Origin of the sequence: Paracidovorax wautersii, assembly GCF_900113035.1 — a bacterium.
Taxonomy (GTDB): Bacteria; Pseudomonadota; Gammaproteobacteria; order Burkholderiales; family Burkholderiaceae_C; genus Paracidovorax; species Paracidovorax wautersii.
This window is the reverse complement of record NZ_FONX01000007.1, coordinates 134,400-156,698: the sequence shown is the minus strand read 5'-3', so window position 1 is coordinate 156,698 and position 22,299 is coordinate 134,400. Positions and strand designations below refer to the sequence as shown.

Genomic DNA, 22,299 nt, shown 5'->3' with positions numbered 1-22,299 from the left:
GAAATCTCCATCCGCCGGGCCTGCGCGCGGCGTGTTGTTGTGAGTGGATATGACTTGTGTCAACAAGGGTGCTGCAGTGCACCATGCTAGCATTCCCCACGCCCCGCCAAGCCCCTGTTCCGGGGCGATCGCGCTCCCCTTTTTTCCGCTCCGGCAGCCCTGCCGAAACCCGCGATGACCCCTGCCTCTACGCCCCCGCTCACCATCACCATCGCGACGCGCGAAAGCCGCCTGGCCCTGTGGCAGGCCGAGCATGTGCAGGCCCTGCTGCGCGGGCGCGGCCACGCCGTGGACCTGCTGGGCATGACCACCAAGGGCGACCAGATCCTGGACCGCTCGCTGAGCAAGGTGGGCGGCAAGGGCCTGTTCGTCAAGGAACTGGAAGTGGCGCTGGAAGAAGGCCGCGCCCACATCGCCGTGCATTCGCTCAAGGACGTGCCCATGGAGCTGCCCGACGGCTTCGCCCTGGCCTGCGTGATGGAGCGCGAAGACCCGCGCGACGCCTTCGTCTCGCCCCGCTACGCCCGGCTGGCCGATCTGCCGCAGGGTGCGGTGGTGGGTACCTCCAGCCTGCGCCGCCAGGTGCTGCTGAAGGCGCTGCGCCCCGACCTGCGCATCGAGCCGCTGCGCGGCAACCTCGACACGCGCCTGCGCAAGCTCGACGAAGGCCAGTACGACGCCATCGTGCTCGCCGCCGCCGGGCTCAAGCGCCTGGGCCTCACGGACCGCATCCGCGCCATCTTCGAGCCCACCGAGATGCTGCCCGCCGCCGGCCAGGGCGCCCTCGGCATCGAGGTGCGCACCCAGCGCACCGACCTGATCGAAGCCCTGGCGCCGCTGCTGCACCGCCCCACGGCGCTGGCCGTGACGGCCGAGCGCGCCGTGAGCCGCGCGATGGGCGGCAGCTGCTCCATGCCGCTGGCCGCGCATGCGCAGTGGCAGGCCGACGGCAGCCTACGGCTCGACGCCGCCTGGGGCGACCCCGAAGGCGTGAGCCCGCTGGTGAACGCCAGCGCCATCACCGCCGTCACCTCGGCCGCCGATGCCGAGGCGCTGGGCGCCGATGTCTCCCGGCAGCTGCGCGCGGGCGGCGCCCAGGGCCCGGACCACGCGGCCCCCGCCACGGCCTGACGCGCCCCATGCCGGCCGCCCTGCCCCGCCGCGCCATCGTCACCCGCCCCGCGCGCGACGCGGCCCAGTGGGTGGCCGACCTGCAGCAGCGCGGCGTGCCGGCCGTGGCCCTGCCGCTCATCGCCATCGGCCCGGCCACGCAGCCGGCGCTGCAGGCCGCACTGCAGCAGGCCCGCGCCGACCTGGGCCGCTGGCGCGCGCTGATGTTCGTGAGCGGCAACGCCGTGCACTACTTCTTCGCCTCAGAATCGGCTGCAGCGCTTGATCCGTCTGCGCTTTCAGCTATCAAAACAAGAGCGTGGGCGCCCGGCCCCGGCACCCGGCAGGCCTTGCGGGATGCGGGCGTGGCCGCCGCCGCCATCGACAGCCCCGCGCCCGATGCCGCGCAGTTCGACTCCGAAGCCCTCTGGCAGCAGGTGCAGGCCCAGGTGCGGCCGGGCGACCGGGTGCTGATCGTGCGCGGCACCACGCCGGAAGCCGCGGCCGGCCCCGGCGCCGCCGGTGGGCGGGGCCGCGACTGGCTGGCCCGGCAGATCGAAGCGGCTGGCGGGCAGGTGGACTTCGTCGCCGTCTATGAACGCGGCGCGCCGCGCCTGGACGCCGCCCAGCTCGCGCTCGCCCAGCAGGCCGCGCACGACGGCTCGGTCTGGCTGCTGAGCAGCTCCGAAGCCATCGCCCACCTGTCGGCCGCCGTGCCCGGGCAGGACTGGCAGCGCGCCCATGCGCTCTGCACCCATCCGCGCATCGCAGAGGCCGCACGAACCCTCGGTTTCGGGGTCGTGAACGAATGTCGCCCCGCCCTTTCGGATGTGGTCGCGTCGATAGAATCCTTGCATGAGTTCTGAGCCCACCCCCGGCCTGCCGCCAGCCGCACCCGCCGCCACCAGTGCCCGCGCCGCTGCACCGCTGTCGGCCAGCGCCCGCCTGGGCATCACCGTGCTGGGCTGCATCGCACTGGCCGCCCTGGTGGCCAGCCTGCTGCTGTGGCAACGCCTCTGGAGCGTTCAGGAACAGCTGGCGCGCCAGTCGGCAGATTCCGGCACGCAGGCCATCGAGGCCCGCTCCATGGCCCGCCAGGCACAGGATCTGGCGCGCGACACCGCCGCCAAGCAGGCCGTGGCCGATGCGCGGCTGAACGAAGTCACGCTGCAGCGCCGCCAGCTCGAAGAGCTCATCCAGAGCCTGTCGCGCTCCCGCGACGAGAACCTGGTGGTGGACATCGAATCGGGCCTGCGCCTGGCCCAGCAGCAGGCACAGCTGACCGGCAACCTCGAACCGCTCGTGGCCGCACTGCGCAGCGCGCAGCAACGCATCGAACGCTCGGCCCAGCCGCGCCTCGCGCCCGTGCAGCAGGCCATCGAACGCGACCTGGACCGCCTGGGCCGCGCCTCGGTCACCGACACCGCCGGCCTGCTCGGCCGCATCGACGACCTGATCCGCCAGGTGGACGACCTGCCCCTGCTCAACGCCGTGGCGCACGCATCGGCCATGCGCCGCATGGCGGCGGCGCAGGGCGCGGACGACGCGCCCGCGACGCCCGCCTCCACCGCCGGCATGCCGCGCTGGCAGGCGGTGCTGACCAGCGCCTGGGAAGTGGTGCGCGACGAGATGCGCGGCCTGCTGCGCATCACCCGCATCGACCGGCCCGACGCCATGCTGCTGGCGCCCGAGCAGGCCTTCTTCCTGCGCGAGAACCTCAAGCTCACGCTGCTCAACGCCCGGTTGGGCGTGCTGGCGCGCCAGCTCGACTCGGCCCGCTCCGACCTGGCCGCCGCCAGCACGTCGCTGAACCGCTATTTCGACCCGGCATCGCGCCGCACCCAGGCCGCCGCCACCACGCTGCAGCAGGCGCAGGCCCACCTCAAGACCGCGCAGCTGCCGGGCATCGACGATTCCCTGGCCGCGCTGGCCACGGCCGCCGCAGGCCGCTGAAGCCGGGAGCAACGACGCATGCGCGCAGCACTCTGGCTTCTCGGGCTCTTCGGCATCGCCGTGGCGGTGGCGCTCTTCGCGGGCAACAACCAGGGCTCGGTCACGCTGTTCTGGCCGCCCTATCGCATCGACCTGTCGCTCAACCTGGTGCTGGTGCTGGCCGTGGGCGGCTTCGGACTGCTCTACGGCGCGCTGCGCGGCCTCGCCGCACTGCTGGCCCTGCCCCGCCAGGCGCGCCGCTGGCGCGTGCAGCAGAAGGAACGCGCCATGCACGGCGCGCTGATGGATGCGCTGTCGCAGCTGCTCGCCGGCCGCTTCCTGCGCTCGCGCAAGGCCGCCGTCGCCGCGCTGGCGCAGGAACGGGCCCTCGATAGTGCCGGCGCTCCCGTGCCGCACGGCCGCCAGCTGCGCACGCTGGCCCATCTGGTGGCCGCCGAAGCCTCGCACGCGCTGCAGGACCGCGCAACGCGCGCCTCGCACCTCGACCACGCGCTGAACAACATCCCCGACCGCGCCCCGTTGAGCGAGCTGGAACTGCGCGAAGGCGTGCAGCTGCGCGCCGCCCGCTGGTCGCTGGACGAGCGCGACGCGCCCGCCGCGCTCGAATGGCTGGCCGCCCTGCCCCAGGGCGCGGCCCGGCGCACGCTGGCGCTGCGCGCCCGCCTCAAGGCCGCCCGCCTGTCGCGCCACACGCAGGACGCGCTGGACACCGCCCGGCTGCTCGGCAAGCACCGCGCCTTCTCGCCCGCCGCCGCGCAGAGCATGGTGCGCGGGCTGGCCATGGAACTGATCGACGGCGCGCACGACACGGCCCAGCTGCAGCGCCTATGGCACGACCTGGAGACGGCCGAACGTGCCATGCCCGAGCTGGCCGTGCATGCCGCGCAGCGCCTCGCGCAGCTGGGCGGCGATGCAGCCCTGGGCCGCAGCTGGCTGCAGCCCGCCTGGGAACGGCTGGCCGACCCGGCCGCCGACCTGCCCGAAGCGCTGGGGCTGAAACTGGTGCGCACCCTCGAAAGCCATCTGGACGGGCTGGACGCCCAGTGGCTGGCGCGCATCGAGACCGCGCAGCAGAACAACCCGCGCAACCCCGCGCTGCTCTACCTCTCGGCCGCCGCCTGCCTGCGCCGCCAGCTATGGGGCAAGGCGCAGCAGCGCTTCACCCAGGCCACCCAGCAGCTGGGCGACCCCACGCTGCGCTGCCGCGCCTGGCGCCATCTGGCCGAACTGGCCGAAGAGCGCGGCGACGCCGAAGCGGCCGCCACCGCCTGGAAGCACGCGGCGCTGGCGCACTGACCGGCAGGCCGGGCCACGAGCGCCCGGCACCGCCTCAGCGCCACGTCGGCATCGCCCCGGCGTGGCCATGCAGTGGATCAGCCCGCCCCAGCCTCGCGTTCAGATTCCACCGCCGCCCCCCCCTGGCCCAGACCACCTGCGGCCGGAGCGCAGCCAGCAGGCGCAGGTCGTGCGATGCCACCATCAGCGCGCCGCCGTAGCCGACGCCCTAAGAACGTGTTTACGATCTCGCAGGGGATCGCGTTGGAGCGCAATCGGGATGAGTGGATGCTTCGGATGCGCCGCATGGGCTCATGCCCATGCAAGCAGCCGGGGCGTCCAATCGCCCGATTTCGCTCCAACCCGAAGGGCAGCTACGTCGGCGGGCGGTCTGCGGCGTTGCGGCGCTTGTGGATAGCGGGGCTATCCACTGCGCACCGCGCCTTGCATCCCATCCCGCCGACGTAGCTGCGCGACCCCTGGGAGATCGTAAACACGTTCTAAGTGTGGCCTTGGCCATGCCGAGCTCACGAAGGACCGAATGCGCCGCGGCACCTAACGGGCAGGACGCGGTACGAACGAATGGGGGACTCAGAAGCGCATGGGCAGGTCACTTCCTGGGGAGAGAAAGGGGGAAAGGGGCGGATCAGGAAGCCGGGAATCCAGCCGATGGCCTTCAACCCCAGTCACGAGCGCATCATTCCCCTAAAGTAAATCGATTACGGATAGTAGAATTTCAAGACCATTCCAGGAGACTCGCATGAACGCCGTCATGACCCCCGCCGCCTTCGCCGCGCTGCCGGCACCGGCCGCCGTCCAGCAACTGCACCACTACGCCTACAAGGCGCGCGATGCGGAGGAGACGCGCCACTTCTACGAAGACATCCTGGGCCTGCCGCTCTATCACATCATCCAGAGCGACCATGTGCCCAGCACGGGGGAGTACTGCCCCTACACGCACTTCTTCTTCCGGCTGCGCGACGGCTCCTTCATCGCCTTCTTCGACCTGGGCGACGACGTGAAGGCCGAGCCTTCGCCCAACACGCCCGCCTGGGTCAACCACATCGCCTTCCGCGTCGATACGGTGGAGGAGCTGGCCCGCACCAAGGCCCGGCTGGAGGCTCACGGCGTCGAGGTGCTGGGCATCACGGACCACCACATCTTCAAGAGCATCTATTTCTTCGACCCCAACGGCATCCGGCTGGAACTGGCCGCCCAGCTGGCGAGCGACGAAGAGATGGCCAGGGACAGCACCATCGCCCACCAGCGCCTGCGCGAATGGACGGCGCGCAAGGAGGAATGGCGCCGCCAGCGCGCCGCCGGGCAGACGGCCGCACCGCTCAAGCCGCAGACCAACGACCGGCCCGAATACGGCGGCTCCGGCCACTGAACGCTATTGAAACCATAGCTGCATGCGCTTTATTCGTGAGCGCTGCAGGGGGTTTTCACGCTGAATCCGCCCGGCCGGACATTGCCGCCCGCCGCGCGGCCTGCCGTTGCGGGGCGCGCCGGTAAAATCGGCGCCATCGTCCATCGCCAACCCCACGGCATCTTGTGCGCAAGATGCCGTTTTTCCTTCCATTTGCCCGCCATGAGTGACACCCCTTCGCAGCCCGGCCTTGAGAGCCTGTCCAAATCGTTCGAGCCCGCCGCCCTGGAAGCCCACTGGGGCCCCGAGTGGGAGCGCCGCGGCTACGGCATGGCAGGCCACCGCGGCACGCAGCAGCCCGACGCGAACGCGCCCGCCTTCGCCATCCAGCTGCCGCCGCCCAACGTGACCGGCACGCTGCACATGGGCCATGCGTTCAACCAGACCATCATGGACAGCCTCACGCGCTACCACCGCATGCTGGGCCACAACACGCTGTGGGTGCCGGGCACGGACCACGCCGGCATCGCCACGCAGATCGTGGTGGAGCGCCAGCTGCAGGAGCAAGGCGTGAGCCGCCACGACCTGGGCCGCGAGAACTTCGTGGAGAAGGTCTGGGAATGGAAGGAAAAGAGCGGCAACACCATCACCACGCAGATGCGCCGCATGGGCGACAGCGTGGACTGGAGCCGCGAGTACTTCACCATGGACGACAAGCTCTCCAAGGTGGTGACCGACACCTTCGTGAAGCTCTACCAGCAGGGCCTGATCTACCGCGGCAAGCGCCTGGTCAACTGGGACCCGAAGCTGCAGTCCGCCGTGTCGGACCTGGAAGTGGAAAACGAGGAGAAGGACGGCTCGCTCTGGCACATCGCCTACCCGCTCACCGACGGCAGCGGCAGCCTGACGGTGGCCACCACCCGCCCCGAGACCATGCTGGGCGACGTGGCGCTGATGGTCCACCCCGAGGACGAGCGCTACGCCGCCCTCGTCGGCAAGACCGTGACCCTGCCCCTGGTGGGCCGCGAGATCCCCGTCATCGCCGACGCCTACGTCGATAAGGAATTCGGCACCGGCGTGGTCAAGGTCACGCCCGCGCACGACCCCAACGACTACCAGGTGGGCCAGCGCCACGGCCTGCCCATGATCGTGGTGCTGACCCTGCAGGCCACCATCAACGAGAACTCCCCCGAAAAGTACCGAGGCATGGACCGCTTCGTGGCCCGCAAGGCCATCGTGGCCGACCTGGAAGCCGCCGGCGCGCTGGTCGAGACCAAGAAGCACAAGCTGATGGTGCCTATCTGCGTGCGTACCGGCCAGGTGGTGGAGCCCATGCTGACCGACCAGTGGTTCGTCTCCATGAGCGAGGTCGGCAAGGGCGACGCCACCGGCAAGTCCATCGCCCAGAAGGCCATCGACGCCGTGGCCTCGGGCCAGGTGCAGTTCGTGCCCGAGAACTGGGTCAACACCTACAACCAGTGGATGAACAACATCCAGGACTGGTGCATCAGCCGCCAGCTCTGGTGGGGCCACCAGATCCCGGCCTGGTACGACGAGGCCGGCAACGTGTACGTGGCCCGCAACGAGGCCGAAGCCCAGGCTCAGGCCGGCGCTGGCGCCAAGCTCACGCGCGATGCCGACGTGCTGGACACCTGGTATTCGTCGGCCCTGGTGCCGTTCTCGTCGCTCGGCTGGCCCGAGGCGCTGGATGACGCATCGCCCACCAAGGACTACGACCTCTACCTGCCCTCCTCCGTGCTGGTCACGGGCTACGACATCATCTTCTTCTGGGTCGCCCGGATGATCATGATGAGCACGCACTTCACCGGCCGCGTGCCGTTCAGGCACGTGTACATGCACGGCCTGGTGCGCGACGCGCAGGGCAAGAAGATGAGCAAGTCCGAGGGCAACGTGCTCGACCCGGTCGATCTCATCGACGGCATCGCGCTGGAACCCCTGCTGGACAAGCGCACCACCGGCCTGCGCCGCCCCGAGACGGCGCCCCAGGTACGCAAGAACACGCAGAAGGAATTCCCCGAAGGCATTCCCGCCTACGGCGCCGATGCGCTGCGCTTCACCTTCGCGGCGCTCGCCAGCCTGGGCCGCAACATCAACTTCGACAGTAAGCGCTGCGAGGGCTACCGCAACTTCTGCAACAAGCTCTGGAACGCCAGCCGCTTCGTGCTGATGAACTGCGAGGGCCGCGACTGCGGCCTGGACGACCACGCGCCCACCGCCTGCGATGGCGAATACCTGCAGTTCAGCCAGGCCGACCGCTGGATCGTGTCGCTGCTGCAGCAGGCCGAGGCCGACGTCGCCAAGGGCTTCACCGAATTCCGCCTGGACAACGTGGCCAACACGGTCTATGACTTCGTCTGGAACGAGTTCTGCGACTGGTATCTGGAAATCGCCAAGGTGCAGATCCAGACCGGCAGCGAGGCCGAGCAGCGCGCCACGCGCCGCACGCTGATCCGCACGCTGGAGACCATCCTGCGCCTGGCCCACCCGATCATCCCGTTCATCACCGAAGGCCTCTGGCAGCAGGTGGCGCCCGTGGCCGGCCGCGCCGGCCCGTCGGTCAGTATCGCGGCCTACCCGCTGGCGCAGCCCGAGAAGATCGACCCGGCCGCCATCGCCCACGTGGCGCGCCTGAAGTCGCTGGTGGATGCCTGCCGCACGCTGCGCGGCGAGATGAACGTCTCGCCCGCCACCCGCCTGCCGCTCTACGTGGTCGGCGACACGGCCTTCATGCGCGGCGCCGCACCCGTGCTGCAGGCCCTGGCCAAGCTGAGCGAAGTCAAGGTCTTCGACGACGAAGCCGCCTGGGCCGCGGCCGCGCAGGCCGCCCCTGTGGCCGTGGTGGGCGAGGCCCGCATGTGCCTGCACATGGAGATCGACGTCGCGGCCGAGAAGGCGCGCCTGTCCAAGGAAGTCGCGCGCATCGAGGGCGAGATCGCCAAGGCCGGCGCCAAGCTCTCCAACGAGGCCTTCGTCGCCAAGGCGCCGCCCGCGGTCATCGACCAGGAAAAGAAGCGCGTGGCCGACTTCGGCGCGACGCTTTCGCGCCTGAAGGACCAGCTGGCTCGCCTGGGCTGATTCCGGCCCGCCGTTCATCGCATCCAGGCCGCGGGCAGCCCAAAGCCCGCCGGCCTGCTGCGATAAAAGGACGGACAGTGCAAAAAGTGCGCAAAGGCGCGCTATTTGGCGCAATCGACTACAGGGCGTTACCTTCAGCGCCTATATGATGCCCACCGACTTTCATCATCACGCGCACGCATTGCATGACCAAATCCATTCCAACGATTCGCAAGGCCGTCTTTCCCGTCGCGGGTCTGGGCACCCGCTTCCTGCCGGCCACCAAGGCCCAGCCCAAGGAAATGCTGCCCGTGGTGGACAAGCCGCTGATCCAGTACGCGGTCGAAGAGGCCTATGCTGCGGGCATCCGGCAGATGATCTTCATCAATGGCCGCAACAAGCGCGCCATTCCTGACCACTTCGACACCGCATACGAGCTGGAATCCGAGCTGGAATCCAAGGGCAAGGACGATCTGCTGGCGCTGGCCCGTTCCATCGTGCCGGACGACATGGAATGCATCTACATCCGCCAGCCCAAGGCCCTGGGCCTGGGCCATGCGGTGTATTGCGCGCACAGCGTGGTGGGCAACGACCCGTTCGCCGTGCTGCTGGCCGATGACCTGATGGTCGGCAAGCCCCCGGTGCTCAAGCAGATGGTGGAGCAGTTCGCCGAATGGCAGGCCACGATCCTGGCCGTGCAGGAGGTGCCCGAGGAACACACGCGCCGCTACGGCATCGTGGCCGGCAAGCCGGTCAATGACCGCCTGCTGGAACTCTCCCACATGGTCGAGAAGCCCGCACCCGAAGACGCGCCCTCGCGCCTGGGCGTGGCCGGCCGCTACATCCTCACGCCCGGCGTGTTCCGCGAGATCGCGTCCCTGCCGCGCGGCGTGGGCGGCGAGATCCAGCTCACCGACGGCATCGCCGCGCTGATGCGCCGTGAAAAGGTGTTCGCCTACCGCTACGACGGCAAGCGCTACGACTGCGGCAGCAAGGAAGGCTTCCTCGAAGCCAACGTCGAACTCGCGCTGGACCACCCCCAGCTCGGCGCCGACTTCCGCGCCTACCTCAAGAACCTGTCGCTCTGACGCCCTCGGCCACCTTTGCGGGTGGCCCACCAACGACAAGGCCCGCATGTTGCGGGCCTTTTTTGTGGGCATCGGGGGCGGCACACGTGGAGCCGTCGCCCTGCCGTGGCGCACGCCGCACAGGCGCCGCGTCAGCGCCGGCGCAGCACGTGGATGAATTCCTCGCCCACCGTCTGCTGCTCGACCAGTTCGTTGCCGGTCTGCTTGGCGAACGCCTGGAAATCACGCAGCGAGCCGCCATCGGTCGCCAGCACCTTCAGCAACTGGCCGCTGACCATGCCTGCAAGCGCCTTCTTGGCCTTCAAGATGGGCAACGGGCAGTTCAGGCCGCGGGTGTCGATTTCCTGGTGGATGTGCATCGGTGATTCCTGGAGGTTGTCCGATATTTTAGGCCGACGGCGCACGCCTGCGTAGCACGCGCCCCGCCGCCATGGCAAGACGGCGGCGGCCTCAGGCCGGGTCTTCCGCGCTGCGTGGCGCCTGGAAGTCGGCGAACCGGGGCTCGATCCCACGCGTGCGCAGCCAGTCCGCCAGCGCATAGCCCGTGCCCGCCGGCCAGCAGATCACGGAAGACGGCGCGATTAGCCGGTATTCCACCAGCTCCGGCGACAGGCGCACCTGCCCATGCGCCACGGCGTGGTAGGCGATGATGACCTGGTTCATGCGCTGGAAGTCGTAGGCGCCGATCAGTTGCAGGCCACCCGCCTGCACATCGACATCCAGGTTCGTTTCTTCCTTGATCTCGCGCGCGATGCCTTCCTGCGGCGTCTCGCCCGCCTCCATGAAGCCGGTGATGAGCCCGAACGCCCGCCCGGGCCAGGCCGCGTTGCGCGCCAGCAGCACCTGGCCCTCGTATTCGACGATGGCCGCGAGGACCGGCGTGGGGTTGTTCCAGTGCGTCCAGCCGCAGGCCGGGCAGCGCAGGCGCTCCTTCGGCCCGCCGTCTTCCATCAGCGTGACGGGTTGCAGCGCGGTCGCGCAGTGGGTGCAAAAACGGGTTTCGTACACCAGAGCCTCACCTTCCGGTCGAGTGCGCCATCGCTACACAATTCATAGCATGCTGCGCAGATAGATAGTGCGCTGGCGGCCAATTCCGCACCCATTCCGGAATGCAGTTCGGCCGCCCCACCCCGCCAAGGCTTCAGGCGGGGAACACGCCCGTGGACAGGTAGCGGTCGCCCCGGTCGCACACGATGAAGACGATGGTCGCATCGCGCTCGCGCTGCGCGATCTGCTGGGCCGCCCAGCAGGCACCGGCCGCGGAGATGCCGCCGAAGATGCCCTCTTCGCGCGCCAGGCGGCGGCACATGTCCTCGGCATCGTCCTGGCCCACGCTCAGCGTCTCATCGACGGCGCGCGGGTCGTAGATCTTGGGCAGGTATTCCTCGGGCCACTTGCGGATGCCCGGAATGCGCGAGCCTTCCTTGGGCTGCGCGCCGATGATCTGGATCGCCGGGTTCTTTTCCTTGAGGAAACGCGAAACGCCGGTGATCGTGCCCGTCGTGCCCATCGCGCTCACGAAGTGCGTGATCCGGCCTTCGGTCTGCTCCCACAGCTCGGGGCCGGTGGTTTCGTAGTGGATGCGGGGGTTGTCCGGATTGGCGAACTGGTCCAGCACCCGGCCCTTGCCCTGCGCCACCATGGTGTCGGCCAGATCCCGCGCGTATTCCATGCCGCCGCTCTTGGGCGTCAGGATCAGCTCGGCGCCGAAGGCCTTCATGGTCTGCGCACGCTCCACGGAAAGATCCTCCGGCATCACCAGCACCATGCGATAGCCCTTGATCGCCGCCGCCATCGCCAGCGCGATGCCGGTGTTGCCCGAGGTCGCCTCGATCAGCGTGTCGCCGGGCTTGATCTCGCCGCGTTCCTCGGCGCGCCGGATCATCGACAGCGCCGGCCGGTCCTTCACCGAACCCGCCGGATTGTTGCCCTCCAGCTTGCCCAGCACGACGTTGCCGCGCGCCTGATTGTCCTGTGCGCCGATGCGCTGCAACGCCACCAGCGGCGTGCGGCCGACGGCGTCCTCGATGGTCGGGTAGGTCTTCATATGGTGCTACTGTGCCATAATTCGCCCTTCGCTTCTTCGCGTCGCCCGGGTGGTGAAATTGGTAGACGCAGGGGACTCAAAATCCCCCGCCGCAAGGCGTGCCGGTTCGATTCCGGCCCCGGGCACCATGGCTGTCTTGCTATGGATTTTGAGGGATGCCACGCATCCCATTGCGCGCCCCATCATCAAAACGCTTGCCCTCTAAAGCCTCGGCACGCCAAGTCGAGCTGCAGGCAGTCCAGTTCAGCGCAAGAAGAATCTGCTCCGCTCAGCAGCCCCAACGCTCATCCATTGACCCAGCGCCCTGCGGCGGCGGCATCCGCACGCCGGCCGGCCCATGCCTGTTTATTCAGCCTCGGCCACCCTTGGTCGCCACTGCGACGATGGCCAGGCCCGCCGCAACGATCAAGGCGTCTTCGATCAAGCCGCTCGGCGTCTGGCCGATGCGCGATATGGCTTTTTTCCGGACGTTGAGGGTGGCATAGGCCAAAGGCACCGCAGTGGCGACGGCGACGGCGGCCCCTTCCTTCTCTTTGCCGCGCGGCGCCAATGCGGCACCGGCGATCCCCGCGCTCATGACACGGGCCAGCAGCCCGAGGAAGACGGTGCGGTCCGGCGCGGTCTTCATCTTGTCGCCGTAGAGCTCGCCAGCCCCCATGGCCAGTGCGCCGCCCCGGAACAGCGGGCGGTCCAGCAGCACCAGGGCCCCGGGCGTTTCCCGCCCGAGCAGCCGTGCCAGGGACAGGGCCGCCATGGGCGTCATGGAGCGTGCGCTGGCCACGGCGCCGATCAGGGCGGAAGGAAGCAGGCTTCGGATGTTCATGATGGTCAGGACCTCAGTTGTGTAGTCCGCCGAGGGTGGATCAGCCCCGTGGACTTGCCTGGAGGGATTTGCAACAGAGCTGCGTAGGACGGAAACACGGCTGAAGTGCAACGGACGAAAACCGCACGCCGACCTACGGCGCATGGCAACGGCCCACCCATCAGGGTTGCAACCGCGGTTCCACCTCCGTAGTTGCCTGCGCAGCCGGCGACTGTCACGCTGATTTCCGCCAAAGCCGGAGCGCGGGGACTGCATGGCCGAGTGCGCTGCGGCACCGATTCGAGAAACGGGCAAGTCACCGCTGCCACCCTTGCCGGCCACCACGCTGCGCACGAAGCGGAACCGCCGTACCGCTGTATCCAAGCGGCTGCCGCCGACACGCGAAATGGCCCATCGGCTTACGCAGGCGCTCCTGGAGCCGCTGCTTTAATGCCGCATGACTTCGCATGAAGAAAAGCCACCCATTCAGGGCTCCCGCGCACCGGAGGTGTCCATGGCGGGCTCCGACGTGCGCACGCTGGTGGACCACGAAGACGACATCTTCTTCACCGCCATCGAAACCACCCGCATGCCCATGCTGGTGACCGATCCACGGCAGCCTGACAACCCGATCGTGTTCGTGAACCGGGCTTTCCTCTCGATGACGGGCTACACGCGCGAGGAGATCCTTGGGACCAACTGCCGCTTCCTGCAGGGGCCGGGCACCGACCGCGCCACCGTCGCCGCGCTGTCCGAAGCCATCGCCAGCCGGATGGAGTTCACCACCGAGATCCTGAACTACCGCAAGGACGGCTCCTCGTTCTGGAACGCCCTCTTCGTCTCGCCCGTCTATAACAAGGACCGCCAGCTGGTCTATTTCTTCGCCTCGCAGCTGGACGTGAGCCGCCGCCGTGATGCGGAGCAGGCCCTGGCCCAGGCGCAGAAGATGGAGGCGCTGGGGCAGTTGACCGGCGGCATCTCGCACGACTTCAACAACCTGCTGCAGGTGATCTCGGGCCACCTGGAGATCGCCAAGCGCCGCATCCAGTCCGGCAAGGATGCCGAGGCCGTGCTGACCAGCGTCGGCAGCGCGTCGGAGGCGGTCAAGCGCGCGGCCACGCTGACTCAGCAGCTGCTGGCCTTCGCGCGCAAGCAGCGGCTGGAGGGCCGGCCGATCAATCTGAACGCCACGGCCCAGAGCATCCGCGCGCTGATCGAAGACACGCTCAAGGACCGGGTGCAGCTGGAGCTGCAGCTCGATCCGGCGCTGGGCAATTGCCAGGTCGATCCCACGCAGCTCGAAGCCGCGATCCTCAACATCATCACGAACGCGCGCGACGCCATGCCCACCGGCGGCAAGGTCACGCTGCAGACCAGCAACGTGGAAGTGACGGGCGGCGATGTGTCGGCCTATGGAGGCCTGCAGCCCGGCGCGTACGTGACCCTGGCCATCACCGACACGGGCGAAGGCATTCCGCCCGAACTCATCAAGCAGGTCATCAACCCGTTCTTCACCACCAAGCCCGAGGGCCAGGGCACCGGGCTGGGCCTGTCGATGGTGTATGGCTTCGCCAAGCAGTCCGGGGGCACGGTCAACATCTATTCCGAAGTCGGGGTAGGCACCACCGTGCGGCTCTACTTTCCCGCGACGGGCAAAGCCATGCACCTGCCGCCCAGCAAGCAGCCGGACGACAAGGCGGCCGAAAGGGGTGGCACGGAATTCGTGCTGGTCGTGGACGACCGGCAAGAGGTGGCCGACCTGGCCGGCGCGATGCTGGAAAGCCTGGGCTATCAGGTCGAGATCGCCACCGATGCGGCCCAGGCGCTGGCCCGCCTGGACTCGCGCACCAACCCGATGGTGCCGGACCTGATCTTCTCCGACGTGCTGATGCCCGGGGGCATGAACGGCTTCATGCTGGCGCGCGAGGTGCGCAAGCGCAATCCCCGCATCGCCATCCTGCTGACGACCGGGTACGCGGGTGACGGCAATATCTCGGATGTGCCGGAGGGTGCGGAATTCGACGTCTTGAAGAAGCCCTACGGCATGAGCGAACTGGCCCGCAGGGTGAGGCTGGCGATCGAGGGCCATACCGGGGCGCGGATGCTGCGGCCCCGCTGAAGGAGTTGGCCGGGTCGCTCGGGGTGGCTGAAACGGCTGCTCCGGCTATCCCGTCCCGGATTCACGCCAGGTCAGTGCTCTACACAAAGGATGTGGGGCGGGGCGTCCGCGGGTTCAGGCGCCGGGCCGGGCCCATCGGGCTCCACCGGCTGGCCCGGCTTTCCGGGCGACAGGCGCTGAACGCGTACGCCTGCCATCGAAAGGGTCCCAGCGTGGCATCGCGGGAGTGGTGTACTGATTGGCCTGCCCGATCCCGGGGAATGTGGGGCAGTATGAATCCGTTCACCACCACGACCGTCGCCTGCATCCTCGCGCCGCACCTGCAATAGGTTTGGCTGGACGAATCGGCTGAGCGATGGTGCGATCACGCTGGTGAACGGGTCAGCTCTGCTGCGCAACCAGGCGGAATGCCTGGAACGCCATGGCCATGCGGCGGGAGCATTCGCAACCCAGGCCTACCGCACACCGCTTGCAGCCTGCGCTGCCGGCGGCAAGATCGACGATGGGCTGAGGACAGCGGTGCGGCATGGTCACACTCCTTGGAGCTGGGAAAACCGGGATGACGAGGGCTCCGATCACGACGCCCCCACTGATTCCAGCCAATGTATGTGGCGGTTGACAGCGGGCGCGTAGGACGAGATCGCTTGCCGCAGCCACCGCCCCGCGGCTCCAGCGGGGCGGCCCGCCCGGGCGGGATCAGTTGTTCTGGCGCCTGATGATCTGGCGGCCGGCTTCGGTGATGTGCCAGTCGCCGCCCGTGGCCTGGGCGACCATGCCCCAGTGCAGCAGGCGGCCTGACAGGTGGTGCTTGAGCGCTTCGGGCACGCTGATGGTGCGCCCCATCTCCAGCTGCTTCAGGGTTTCGATCTCGTCCAGGGTGGGCTCGAACGTGGGTGCATGGTAGGTGGACGGGATGGCAGCCATGGTCGGAACTCCTTGTTGTTGATGCTGATGAAGGACAGAGTGCGCACGAGGCGCGTCGGTTCCGGCAGGCAGGACGCGCGCCGGAAAAACGCGGCATCCGGCCTTTCGGAACCTGGCTCCAGCGTAGCCCTGCTTCCGCATTGATGCAACCGGTTACACCTTTACCCTGCCCCACTCGCGGCGCAGTCCTGCAGCCATGCGGCGAAGGTGGCGAGCACGGCGGGCGGCTCCTGCGCTGGGCTGATGAGGTAATACGCACGCTCGCCGCGCAAAGGCTGGGCGCAGGCCACGACCAGCTCGCCCCGGGCGATCTCGGCTTCGATCAGCAAAGGCGGTATCAGCGCCACGCCCAGGCCGTGCGTGGCGGCCACTGCCAGCATGGAAAAGAGCTCGTAGCGCGGCCCGTCCAGCGCGCGCGGCGCCTCCACGCCCGCCGCGGCGAACCATTGCTGCCATGCCAGGGGGCGCGTGCTCTGCTGCAGCAGCGGCAGGCGCGCCAGCATCTGCGCCGGCACGGGCTGGTGCGCCCGGCCGGGACTGCGCCGGGCGGCGGCTTCGAGCAGGCGCGGGCTGCACACCGGCACCACGTCTTCGTGCAAGAGCAGTTGCGCCTGCACGCCCGGCCACTGGGCGATCTGCTCGGGCGTGCCGGCGTAGAGCGCGGCGTCGAAGGTGGTGTCGGCGAAGAGGAAGGGCCGCGTGCGCGTCTCGATGTGGACCACGATGTCGGGATGCAGCGCCGCCAGCTGCGGCAGGCGCGGAATCAGCCAGCGCGTGGCGAAGGTCGGCACCGCTGCGAGCGACAGCGCACCGCCCCGGCCCTGGTGGGCCATCACCTCCAGCGTGTCGCGCTCCAGCCCCTGCAGCCAGCGGGCGACCTGGCGGCCGTAGCGCGTGCCGGCAGGCGTCAGCACCACGCCGTGGCGCGTGCGGCGAAAGAGCTGCACGCCCAGCCATTCCTCCAGCGCGAGGATCTGGCGGGAGACCGCGCTCTGCGTCAGCGACAGCTCCTGCGCCGCGCGGGTGTAGCTCTCGTGCCGGGCGGCGGCTTCGAAACAGGCCAGCGCCTGGGTGGAGGGAAGATGTCGGTGCATGGGCGCAAGGCTAACCCAGACATTCCATCTGCGCATTTCTGGATGAAAACAAGTCGTTTGCGCGCTGGCCTTGCGCTCCATACGATGCTGGCACCAGCTCACGCCATGCATTGCCTGCATGCCTGGGCACCCTGCCCTCACCGATACCGGAGACACGCCATGGCCCACGCCGCCTTCCAATGGGACGACCCTTTCCTGATCGAGCAACAGCTCACCGACGACGAGCGCGCCATCCGCGATGCCGCCGCCGCCTATTGCCAGGACAAGCTGGCCCCGCGCGTGCTGGACGCCTTCCGCCACGAGAAGATGGACACCAGCATCTTCCGCGAGATGGGCGAAGTCGGCCTGCTCGGCCCCACCATTCCCGAACAGTACGGCGGCCCGGGCCTGAGCTACGTGGCCTACGGCCTGATCGCGCGCGAGGTCGAGCGCGTCGATTCGGGCTACCGCTCCATGGCCAGCGTGCAGAGCTCGCTGGTGATGGTGCCCATCCATGAATTCGGCTCCGAGGCGCAGAAGCAGAAATACCTGCCCAAGCTGGCCAGCGGCGAATGGATCGGCTGCTTCGGCCTGACCGAGCCCGACCACGGCTCCGACCCGGGCAGCATGGCCACGCGGGCCTACAAGACCGCCGGCGGCTACAAGCTCAAGGGCACCAAGATGTGGATCACCAACAGCCCGGTGGCCGACGTCTTCGTGGTCTGGGCCAAGGAAGTCTCCGAAGGCGGCGCCCTCGGTCCCATCCGCGGCTTCGTGCTCGAAAAGGGCATGAAGGGCCTGAGCGCGCCCGCCATCCACGGCAAGGTCGGCCTGCGCGCCAGCGTGACCGGCGAGATCGTGATGGACGACGTGTTCGTGCCCGAAGAGAACGCGTTCCCCGAAGTGCAGGGCCTCAAGGGCCCGTTCACCTGCCTCAACAGCGCGCGCTACGGCATCGCCTGGGGCGCGATGGGCGCGGCGGAGTTCTGCTGGCACACCGCCCGCCAGTACACGCTGGACCGCAAGCAGTTCGGCCGGCCGCTCGCCGCCAACCAGCTCATCCAGAAGAAGCTGGCCGACATGCAGACCGAGATCGCGCTGGGCCTGCAGGCCGCGCTGCGCTTCGGCCGCATGAAGGACGAGGGCATCGCGTCGGTCGAAGGCACCTCCATCATCAAGCGCAACAACTGCGGCAAGGCGCTGGACATCGCCCGCCTGGCCCGCGACATGATGGGCGGCAACGGCATCAGCGACGAGTTCGGCGTGGCGCGCCATCTGGTCAACCTGGAGGTGGTCAACACCTACGAGGGCACGCACGACGTGCATGCGCTCATCCTGGGCCGGGCGCAGACCGGGATCGCGGCGTTCGGGAACTGACCCGCCGTTCGCGCCGCACCGGCGCAACGCTATCGAATCAATAGCTTGCAGCGCTTGATCCACCTGGGCTGCCAGCTGTTTTCACTCAAACCCACGGTTTCGACACCCATGACCGCGCCCCACCCCTCCCCGCCCGGCGCCCTGGCGGGCATCAAGGTGCTCGACCTCTCCCGCGTGCTGGCAGGCCCCTGGTGCACCCAGGTGCTGGCCGACCTGGGCGCGGACGTGGTGAAAGTGGAGCGCCCCGGCGCGGGCGACGACACGCGCCACTGGGGCCCGCCCTTCCTGCAGGATGCCGAGGGCCGCGACACGCCGCAGGCCAGCTACTTCGCCGCCTGCAACCGCAACAAGCGCTCGGTCACCATCGACTTGGGCAAGCCCGAAGGCCAGCAGCTGATCCGCCGCATGGCGCAGCAGGCCGACGTGGTGGTGGAGAACTTCAAGGTCGGCGGCCTGCGCCAATACGGGCTGGACCACGACAGCCTGTGCGCGCTGAACCCGCGCCTCATCTACTGCTCGGTCACCGGCTTCGGCCAGACCGGCCCCTATGCCGAGCGCGCCGGCTACGACCTGATGGTGCAGGCCATGACCGGGCTCATGAGCATCACCGGCCGGCCCGACGAAGCGCCCGGCGGCGGCCCGCTGCGCGTGGGCGTGGCGGTGATCGACCTCTTCACCGGGCTCTATGCCAGCAACGCCATCCTGGCCGCGCTCCATGCCCGCGACAACGCCGCCACCGGCACGGGCCGGGGCCAGCACATCGACATGGCGCTGCTGGACGTGGGCATGGCCGTGCTCGCCAACCAGGCGGCGGGCTTTCTCGCCACGGGCGAATCGCCCGGCCGCATGGGCAACAGCCACCCCAGCCTGGTGCCCTACCAGGACTTCCCCACGGCCGACGGCAACATGCTGCTGGCCATCGGCAACGACGGCCAGTTCGCCCGCTTCTGCGCCGCCGCCGGCATGCCGCAGTGGGCCGAGGACGCGCGCTTCGCCACCAACACCCTGCGCGTGCGCCACCGGGCCGAGCTGGTCGCGCTGATGCAGCCGCTCACCCGCACGCGCAGCACGGCCGAGTGGGTCGCCCTGCTGCAGGACAAGGCCGTGCCCTGCGGCCCCATCAACACCATCGCCCAGGCCTTCGACGACCCCCAGGTGCAGGCGCGCGGCCTGCACGTGGACCTGCCCCGCTGGCCGCAGGGCGAGGCCGGCGACGGGGTGGACACCATCGCCACCGTGGCCAGCCCGCTGCGGCTTTCGGCCCACCCGCCCGTGCTGCGCCATGCACCGCCGGCCCTGGGCCAGCACACGGACGAGGTGCTGGCAGAGCTCGGCCTGGATGCGGCCGGCATCGCCGCGCTGCGGAGTTCGGGCGTACTATGAACATGAGGCCGCAGGCACTCCACGCACAAACGGCGACGTCGCGTGGCCTGCGGTGAAAGGTCCCGCGCTCACGCCAAGGGCATTCATGGCGCGCCAGGACAGGCCGACGCGGCGTACCTAGACTTTTCGACCTCGTTTTCAGCCCCTGCCTGCTCTGTCTTGAACAGCGCAGAGGGCGATGCGTCAATAAAACACTCCCAAGGGAATCCATGCAAAACAATCCAACCGCCGCATCCGCCGGCGCAAGGGTGTGGCTGGCCGTGCTCGGCCTGCTCATCCTCTGCGCGGGCGCGTTCCTGGCCGTCTATGGCTACCGGCTGGCCGCGCTCGGCGGCAGCAAGTACTTCGTCATCGCCGGCATCGCGCTCGCCGTCTCCGGCGTGCAGATCGCGCGGGCGCGCGCATCGGGCAGCTGGATCTACGGCGCCGTGTTCATCGGCACCGTGGCCTGGGCGCTGGCCGACGTGGGCCTGGACTTCTGGCCGCTGGTCTCGCGCATCATGACCTTCGCGGGCATCGCCATCCTGGTGGCCGCCTCGTACCCGCTGGTGCGCGGCACGGCGCGCCGGCCGGCCTGGGCCCTCGCGGGCGTGCTGGCGCTGGCCTTCCTGGGCGGCGTCTGGGGCATGTTCCAGCCGCATGCGGTGGTGGCCGCGCAGGGCCCCGGCCCCGCGCTGACGCCCGTGGCAGCCGGCGCCGGGCCGGCGGACTGGGCCCACTACGGCAACACCTCGGGCGGCAGCCGCTTCGCGGCGCTGGACCAGATCACGCGCGACAATGTTTCCCAGCTGCAGGTGGCCTGGACCTACCGCACGGGCGACACGCCCGTCAGCCCCGGCGGCGGCGGAGCGGAAGACCAGCTCACGCCCCTGCAGATCGGCGACCGCGTGTTCCTTTGCACGCCGCACAACAACGTGATCGCGCTGGACGCGGCCACCGGCAAGGAAATCTGGAAGACCGAGATCAACGCCAAGCAGAAGAAGTGGATGCGTTGCCGCGGCCTGGCCTACTTCGACGCCAATGCGCCGCTGGAGCAGCCCACCGTGGAGGGCGCCACGCCCGTGCCGGCCGTGAAGCTGGCCGCCGGCGCGGCCTGCCAGCGCCGCATCCTGATGAACAGCGTCACGCCCGAGCTGATCGCGCTGGATGCCGACACCGGCGCCTTCTGCGCCGACTTCGGCAAGCAAGGCCGCGTGGACCTGCGCGCCGGCATGGGCAAGGGCGCCGACAAGGGCGAGTACTACCCCACCTCGGCCCCCACGCTGGCTGGCACGACCATCGTCGTGGGCGGCCGCGTGGCCGACAACGTCAGCACCGACATGCCCGGCGGCGTGGTGCGCGGCTTCGACGTGATGACCGGCGCGCTGCGCTGGGGCTTCGACCCGGGCAACCCTGCGGACCCGTCCGCTCCGGCCCCTGGCAAGACCTACGTGCGCTCCACGCCCAACGTGTGGGCGCCCATGTCGTACGACCCGCAGTCCAACACCGTCTTCATGCCGGTGGGCAGCGCGGCCATCGACCTCTGGGGCGTCAAGCACACGGCGCTGGACCGCAAGTACGGCGCATCGATGCTCGCCGTGGACGGCACCACCGGCCGCGAGAAGTGGGTGTACCAGACGGTGCATGACGACCTCTGGGACTTCGACGTGCCCATGCAGCCGACCTTCTTCGACTTCAAGAAGCCGGACGGCAGCAGCGCGCCCGCCATGGTGTTCGGCACCAAGGCCGGCCAGCTCTTCGTGCTGGACCGCCGCACCGGCCAGCCGCTCACGCGCGTGGAAGAGCGCCCCGTGACGCCGGGCAAGATTCCGAACGAAACCTATTCGCCCACGCAGCCCTTCTCGGTGGGCATGCCCAGCATCGGCGCGGACCGGCTCCAGGAATCGGACATGTGGGGCGCCACGCCGTTCGACCAGCTGCTGTGCCGCATCCACTTCAAGTCCAAGCGCTACGACGGCCTGTTCACGCCCCCGGGCACGGACCCGTCGCTGAACCTGCCCGGCTCGCTGGGCGGCATGAACTGGGGCGGCCTCTCGATCGACCCGACCAGCGGCTACCTGTTCGTCAACGACATGCGCGTGGGCCTGGAAGTGCAGCTGATTCCGGCCGACCCGGCCGATGCCGGCAAGAAGTCCGACGGCAACGAGGCCGCCGCCATCACCCGCCCCGTCGCGCTCGACGGCACGCCCTACGCCATCAACGCCAAGGTGCGCTTCATGTCTCCGCTGGAGATCCCCTGCCAGAAGCCGCCCTTCGGCACGCTGACGGCCGTGGACCTGAAGACCCAGCAGGTCGCCTGGCAGGTGCCGGTGGGCACCGTGAAGGACACGGGCCCCTTCGGCATCAAGATGGGTCTGCCCATCCCCATCGGCATGCCCACCATCGGCGGCACGATGGCCACGCAGGGCGGGCTGGTGTTCATCGCCGCCACGCAGGACTACTACCTGCGCGCCTACGACAGCGGCACCGGCCGCGAAGTCTGGAAGGCCCGCCTGCCCGTGGGCAGCCAGGGCACGCCGATCAGCTACAAGGCCCGCTCCGACGGCCGCCAGTACGTGGTCGTGTCCGCCGGCGGCGCGCGCAACTCGCCCGACCGGGGCGACTACGTGATCGCCTACGCCCTGCCCCGCTGAGGCGCAGGCACGGTGCGCGGAGGGCGCGCGGGGAACCACCCAGCGCGCCACCGCGGCACCTGCCGGGATGG

At 69.2% G+C, this 22,299-nt stretch carries 17 protein-coding genes and 1 tRNA gene; 12 read left to right on the top strand and 6 right to left on the bottom strand.

Going from position 1 to position 22,299, the window contains the following annotated elements; translation table 11 throughout:
* Positions 1-174: 174 nt before the first annotated feature.
* The 7 genes from hemC to galU all read left to right on the top strand — a co-directional run bounded on the left by hemC (position 175) and on the right by galU (position 9,870).
* Positions 175-1,131, top strand: a complete 957-nt coding sequence (gene hemC, locus BM070_RS12675; RefSeq protein WP_092939771.1) for a hydroxymethylbilane synthase — start codon at positions 175-177, stop codon at positions 1,129-1,131.
* 8 nt (positions 1,132-1,139) lie between these two features.
* Positions 1,140-1,976 carry a uroporphyrinogen-III synthase gene (locus BM070_RS12670; RefSeq protein WP_092939770.1) on the top strand — a complete coding sequence of 279 codons (837 nt, stop codon included), beginning with the start codon at positions 1,140-1,142 and terminating at the stop codon, positions 1,974-1,976.
* The gene (locus tag BM070_RS12665; RefSeq protein ID WP_092939769.1) at positions 1,966-3,063 is read left to right on the top strand and encodes a uroporphyrinogen-III C-methyltransferase; all 1,098 of its coding nucleotides are present in this window, start codon (positions 1,966-1,968) and stop codon (positions 3,061-3,063) included. Before BM070_RS12670 ends, BM070_RS12665 begins: the two co-directional genes overlap by 11 nt.
* Before the next feature lie 18 nt (positions 3,064-3,081).
* Entirely contained in the window at positions 3,082-4,359 is a 1,278-nt protein-coding gene (locus BM070_RS12660) for a heme biosynthesis protein HemY (protein WP_092939768.1), read from the top strand.
* Between the two features lie 739 nt (positions 4,360-5,098).
* Positions 5,099-5,728, top strand: a complete 630-nt coding sequence (locus BM070_RS12650) for a VOC family protein (protein WP_092939766.1) — start codon at positions 5,099-5,101, stop codon at positions 5,726-5,728.
* Positions 5,729-5,929: 201 nt separating this feature from the next.
* Positions 5,930-8,803 carry a valine--tRNA ligase gene (locus BM070_RS12645; RefSeq protein ID WP_092939765.1) on the top strand — a complete coding sequence of 958 codons (2,874 nt, stop codon included), beginning with the start codon at positions 5,930-5,932 and terminating at the stop codon, positions 8,801-8,803.
* Positions 8,804-8,988: 185 nt separating this feature from the next.
* Positions 8,989-9,870: a UTP--glucose-1-phosphate uridylyltransferase GalU gene (gene galU / locus BM070_RS12640; protein WP_092939764.1), complete on the top strand. Its 882-nt coding sequence runs from the start codon at positions 8,989-8,991 to the stop codon at positions 9,868-9,870.
* Positions 9,871-10,001: 131 nt separating this feature from the next.
* Here the strand turns inward: galU and BM070_RS12635 are convergent, their stop codons facing one another.
* From BM070_RS12635 to cysM, 3 genes are all read right to left on the bottom strand, one after another.
* Complete coding sequence (locus BM070_RS12635) at positions 10,002-10,229, bottom strand: sulfurtransferase TusA family protein (protein ID WP_092939763.1); 228 nt, start codon at positions 10,227-10,229, stop codon at positions 10,002-10,004.
* A gap of 91 nt (positions 10,230-10,320) precedes the next feature.
* Complete coding sequence (locus BM070_RS12630) at positions 10,321-10,881, bottom strand: NUDIX hydrolase (protein ID WP_092939762.1); 561 nt, start codon at positions 10,879-10,881, stop codon at positions 10,321-10,323.
* Between the two features lie 130 nt (positions 10,882-11,011).
* The gene (gene cysM, locus BM070_RS12625; protein WP_092939761.1) at positions 11,012-11,917 is read right to left on the bottom strand and encodes a cysteine synthase CysM; all 906 of its coding nucleotides are present in this window, start codon (positions 11,915-11,917) and stop codon (positions 11,012-11,014) included.
* 43 nt (positions 11,918-11,960) lie between these two features.
* On the opposite strand from cysM, the gene BM070_RS12620 reads away from it, so the two are divergent.
* Positions 11,961-12,045, top strand: a tRNA-Leu gene (locus BM070_RS12620).
* Positions 12,046-12,266: 221 nt separating this feature from the next.
* On the opposite strand, the gene BM070_RS12615 is transcribed toward BM070_RS12620, so the two are convergent.
* Positions 12,267-12,740, bottom strand: a complete 474-nt coding sequence (locus BM070_RS12615) for a hypothetical protein (protein WP_092939760.1) — start codon at positions 12,738-12,740, stop codon at positions 12,267-12,269.
* Positions 12,741-13,233: 493 nt separating this feature from the next.
* On the opposite strand from BM070_RS12615, the gene BM070_RS12610 reads away from it, so the two are divergent.
* Positions 13,234-14,838 carry a histidine kinase famiy protein gene (locus BM070_RS12610; protein ID WP_092939759.1) on the top strand — a complete coding sequence of 535 codons (1,605 nt, stop codon included), beginning with the start codon at positions 13,234-13,236 and terminating at the stop codon, positions 14,836-14,838.
* Positions 14,839-15,534: 696 nt separating this feature from the next.
* Here BM070_RS12610 and BM070_RS12605 read toward each other — a convergent pair.
* Positions 15,535-15,762 carry a hypothetical protein gene (locus tag BM070_RS12605; protein ID WP_092939758.1) on the bottom strand — a complete coding sequence of 76 codons (228 nt, stop codon included), beginning with the start codon at positions 15,760-15,762 and terminating at the stop codon, positions 15,535-15,537.
* 161 nt (positions 15,763-15,923) lie between these two features.
* Complete coding sequence (locus BM070_RS12600) at positions 15,924-16,856, bottom strand: LysR substrate-binding domain-containing protein (protein WP_092939757.1); 933 nt, start codon at positions 16,854-16,856, stop codon at positions 15,924-15,926.
* Between the two features lie 159 nt (positions 16,857-17,015).
* Here BM070_RS12600 and BM070_RS12595 point away from each other — a divergent pair, with 159 nt between their 5' ends.
* The 3 genes from BM070_RS12595 to BM070_RS12585 all read left to right on the top strand — a co-directional run bounded on the left by BM070_RS12595 (position 17,016) and on the right by BM070_RS12585 (position 22,228).
* Positions 17,016-18,212, top strand: coding sequence for an acyl-CoA dehydrogenase (locus tag BM070_RS12595; protein WP_092939756.1), 1,197 nt, complete (start codon positions 17,016-17,018; stop codon positions 18,210-18,212).
* Positions 18,213-18,320: 108 nt separating this feature from the next.
* Entirely contained in the window at positions 18,321-19,595 is a 1,275-nt protein-coding gene (locus tag BM070_RS12590; RefSeq protein ID WP_092939755.1) for a CaiB/BaiF CoA transferase family protein, read from the top strand.
* 209 nt (positions 19,596-19,804) lie between these two features.
* Positions 19,805-22,228 (top strand): membrane-bound PQQ-dependent dehydrogenase, glucose/quinate/shikimate family, encoded by a 2,424-nt coding sequence (locus BM070_RS12585; protein ID WP_092939754.1) that lies wholly within the window; start codon positions 19,805-19,807, stop codon positions 22,226-22,228.
* Positions 22,229-22,299 lie beyond the last annotated feature (71 nt).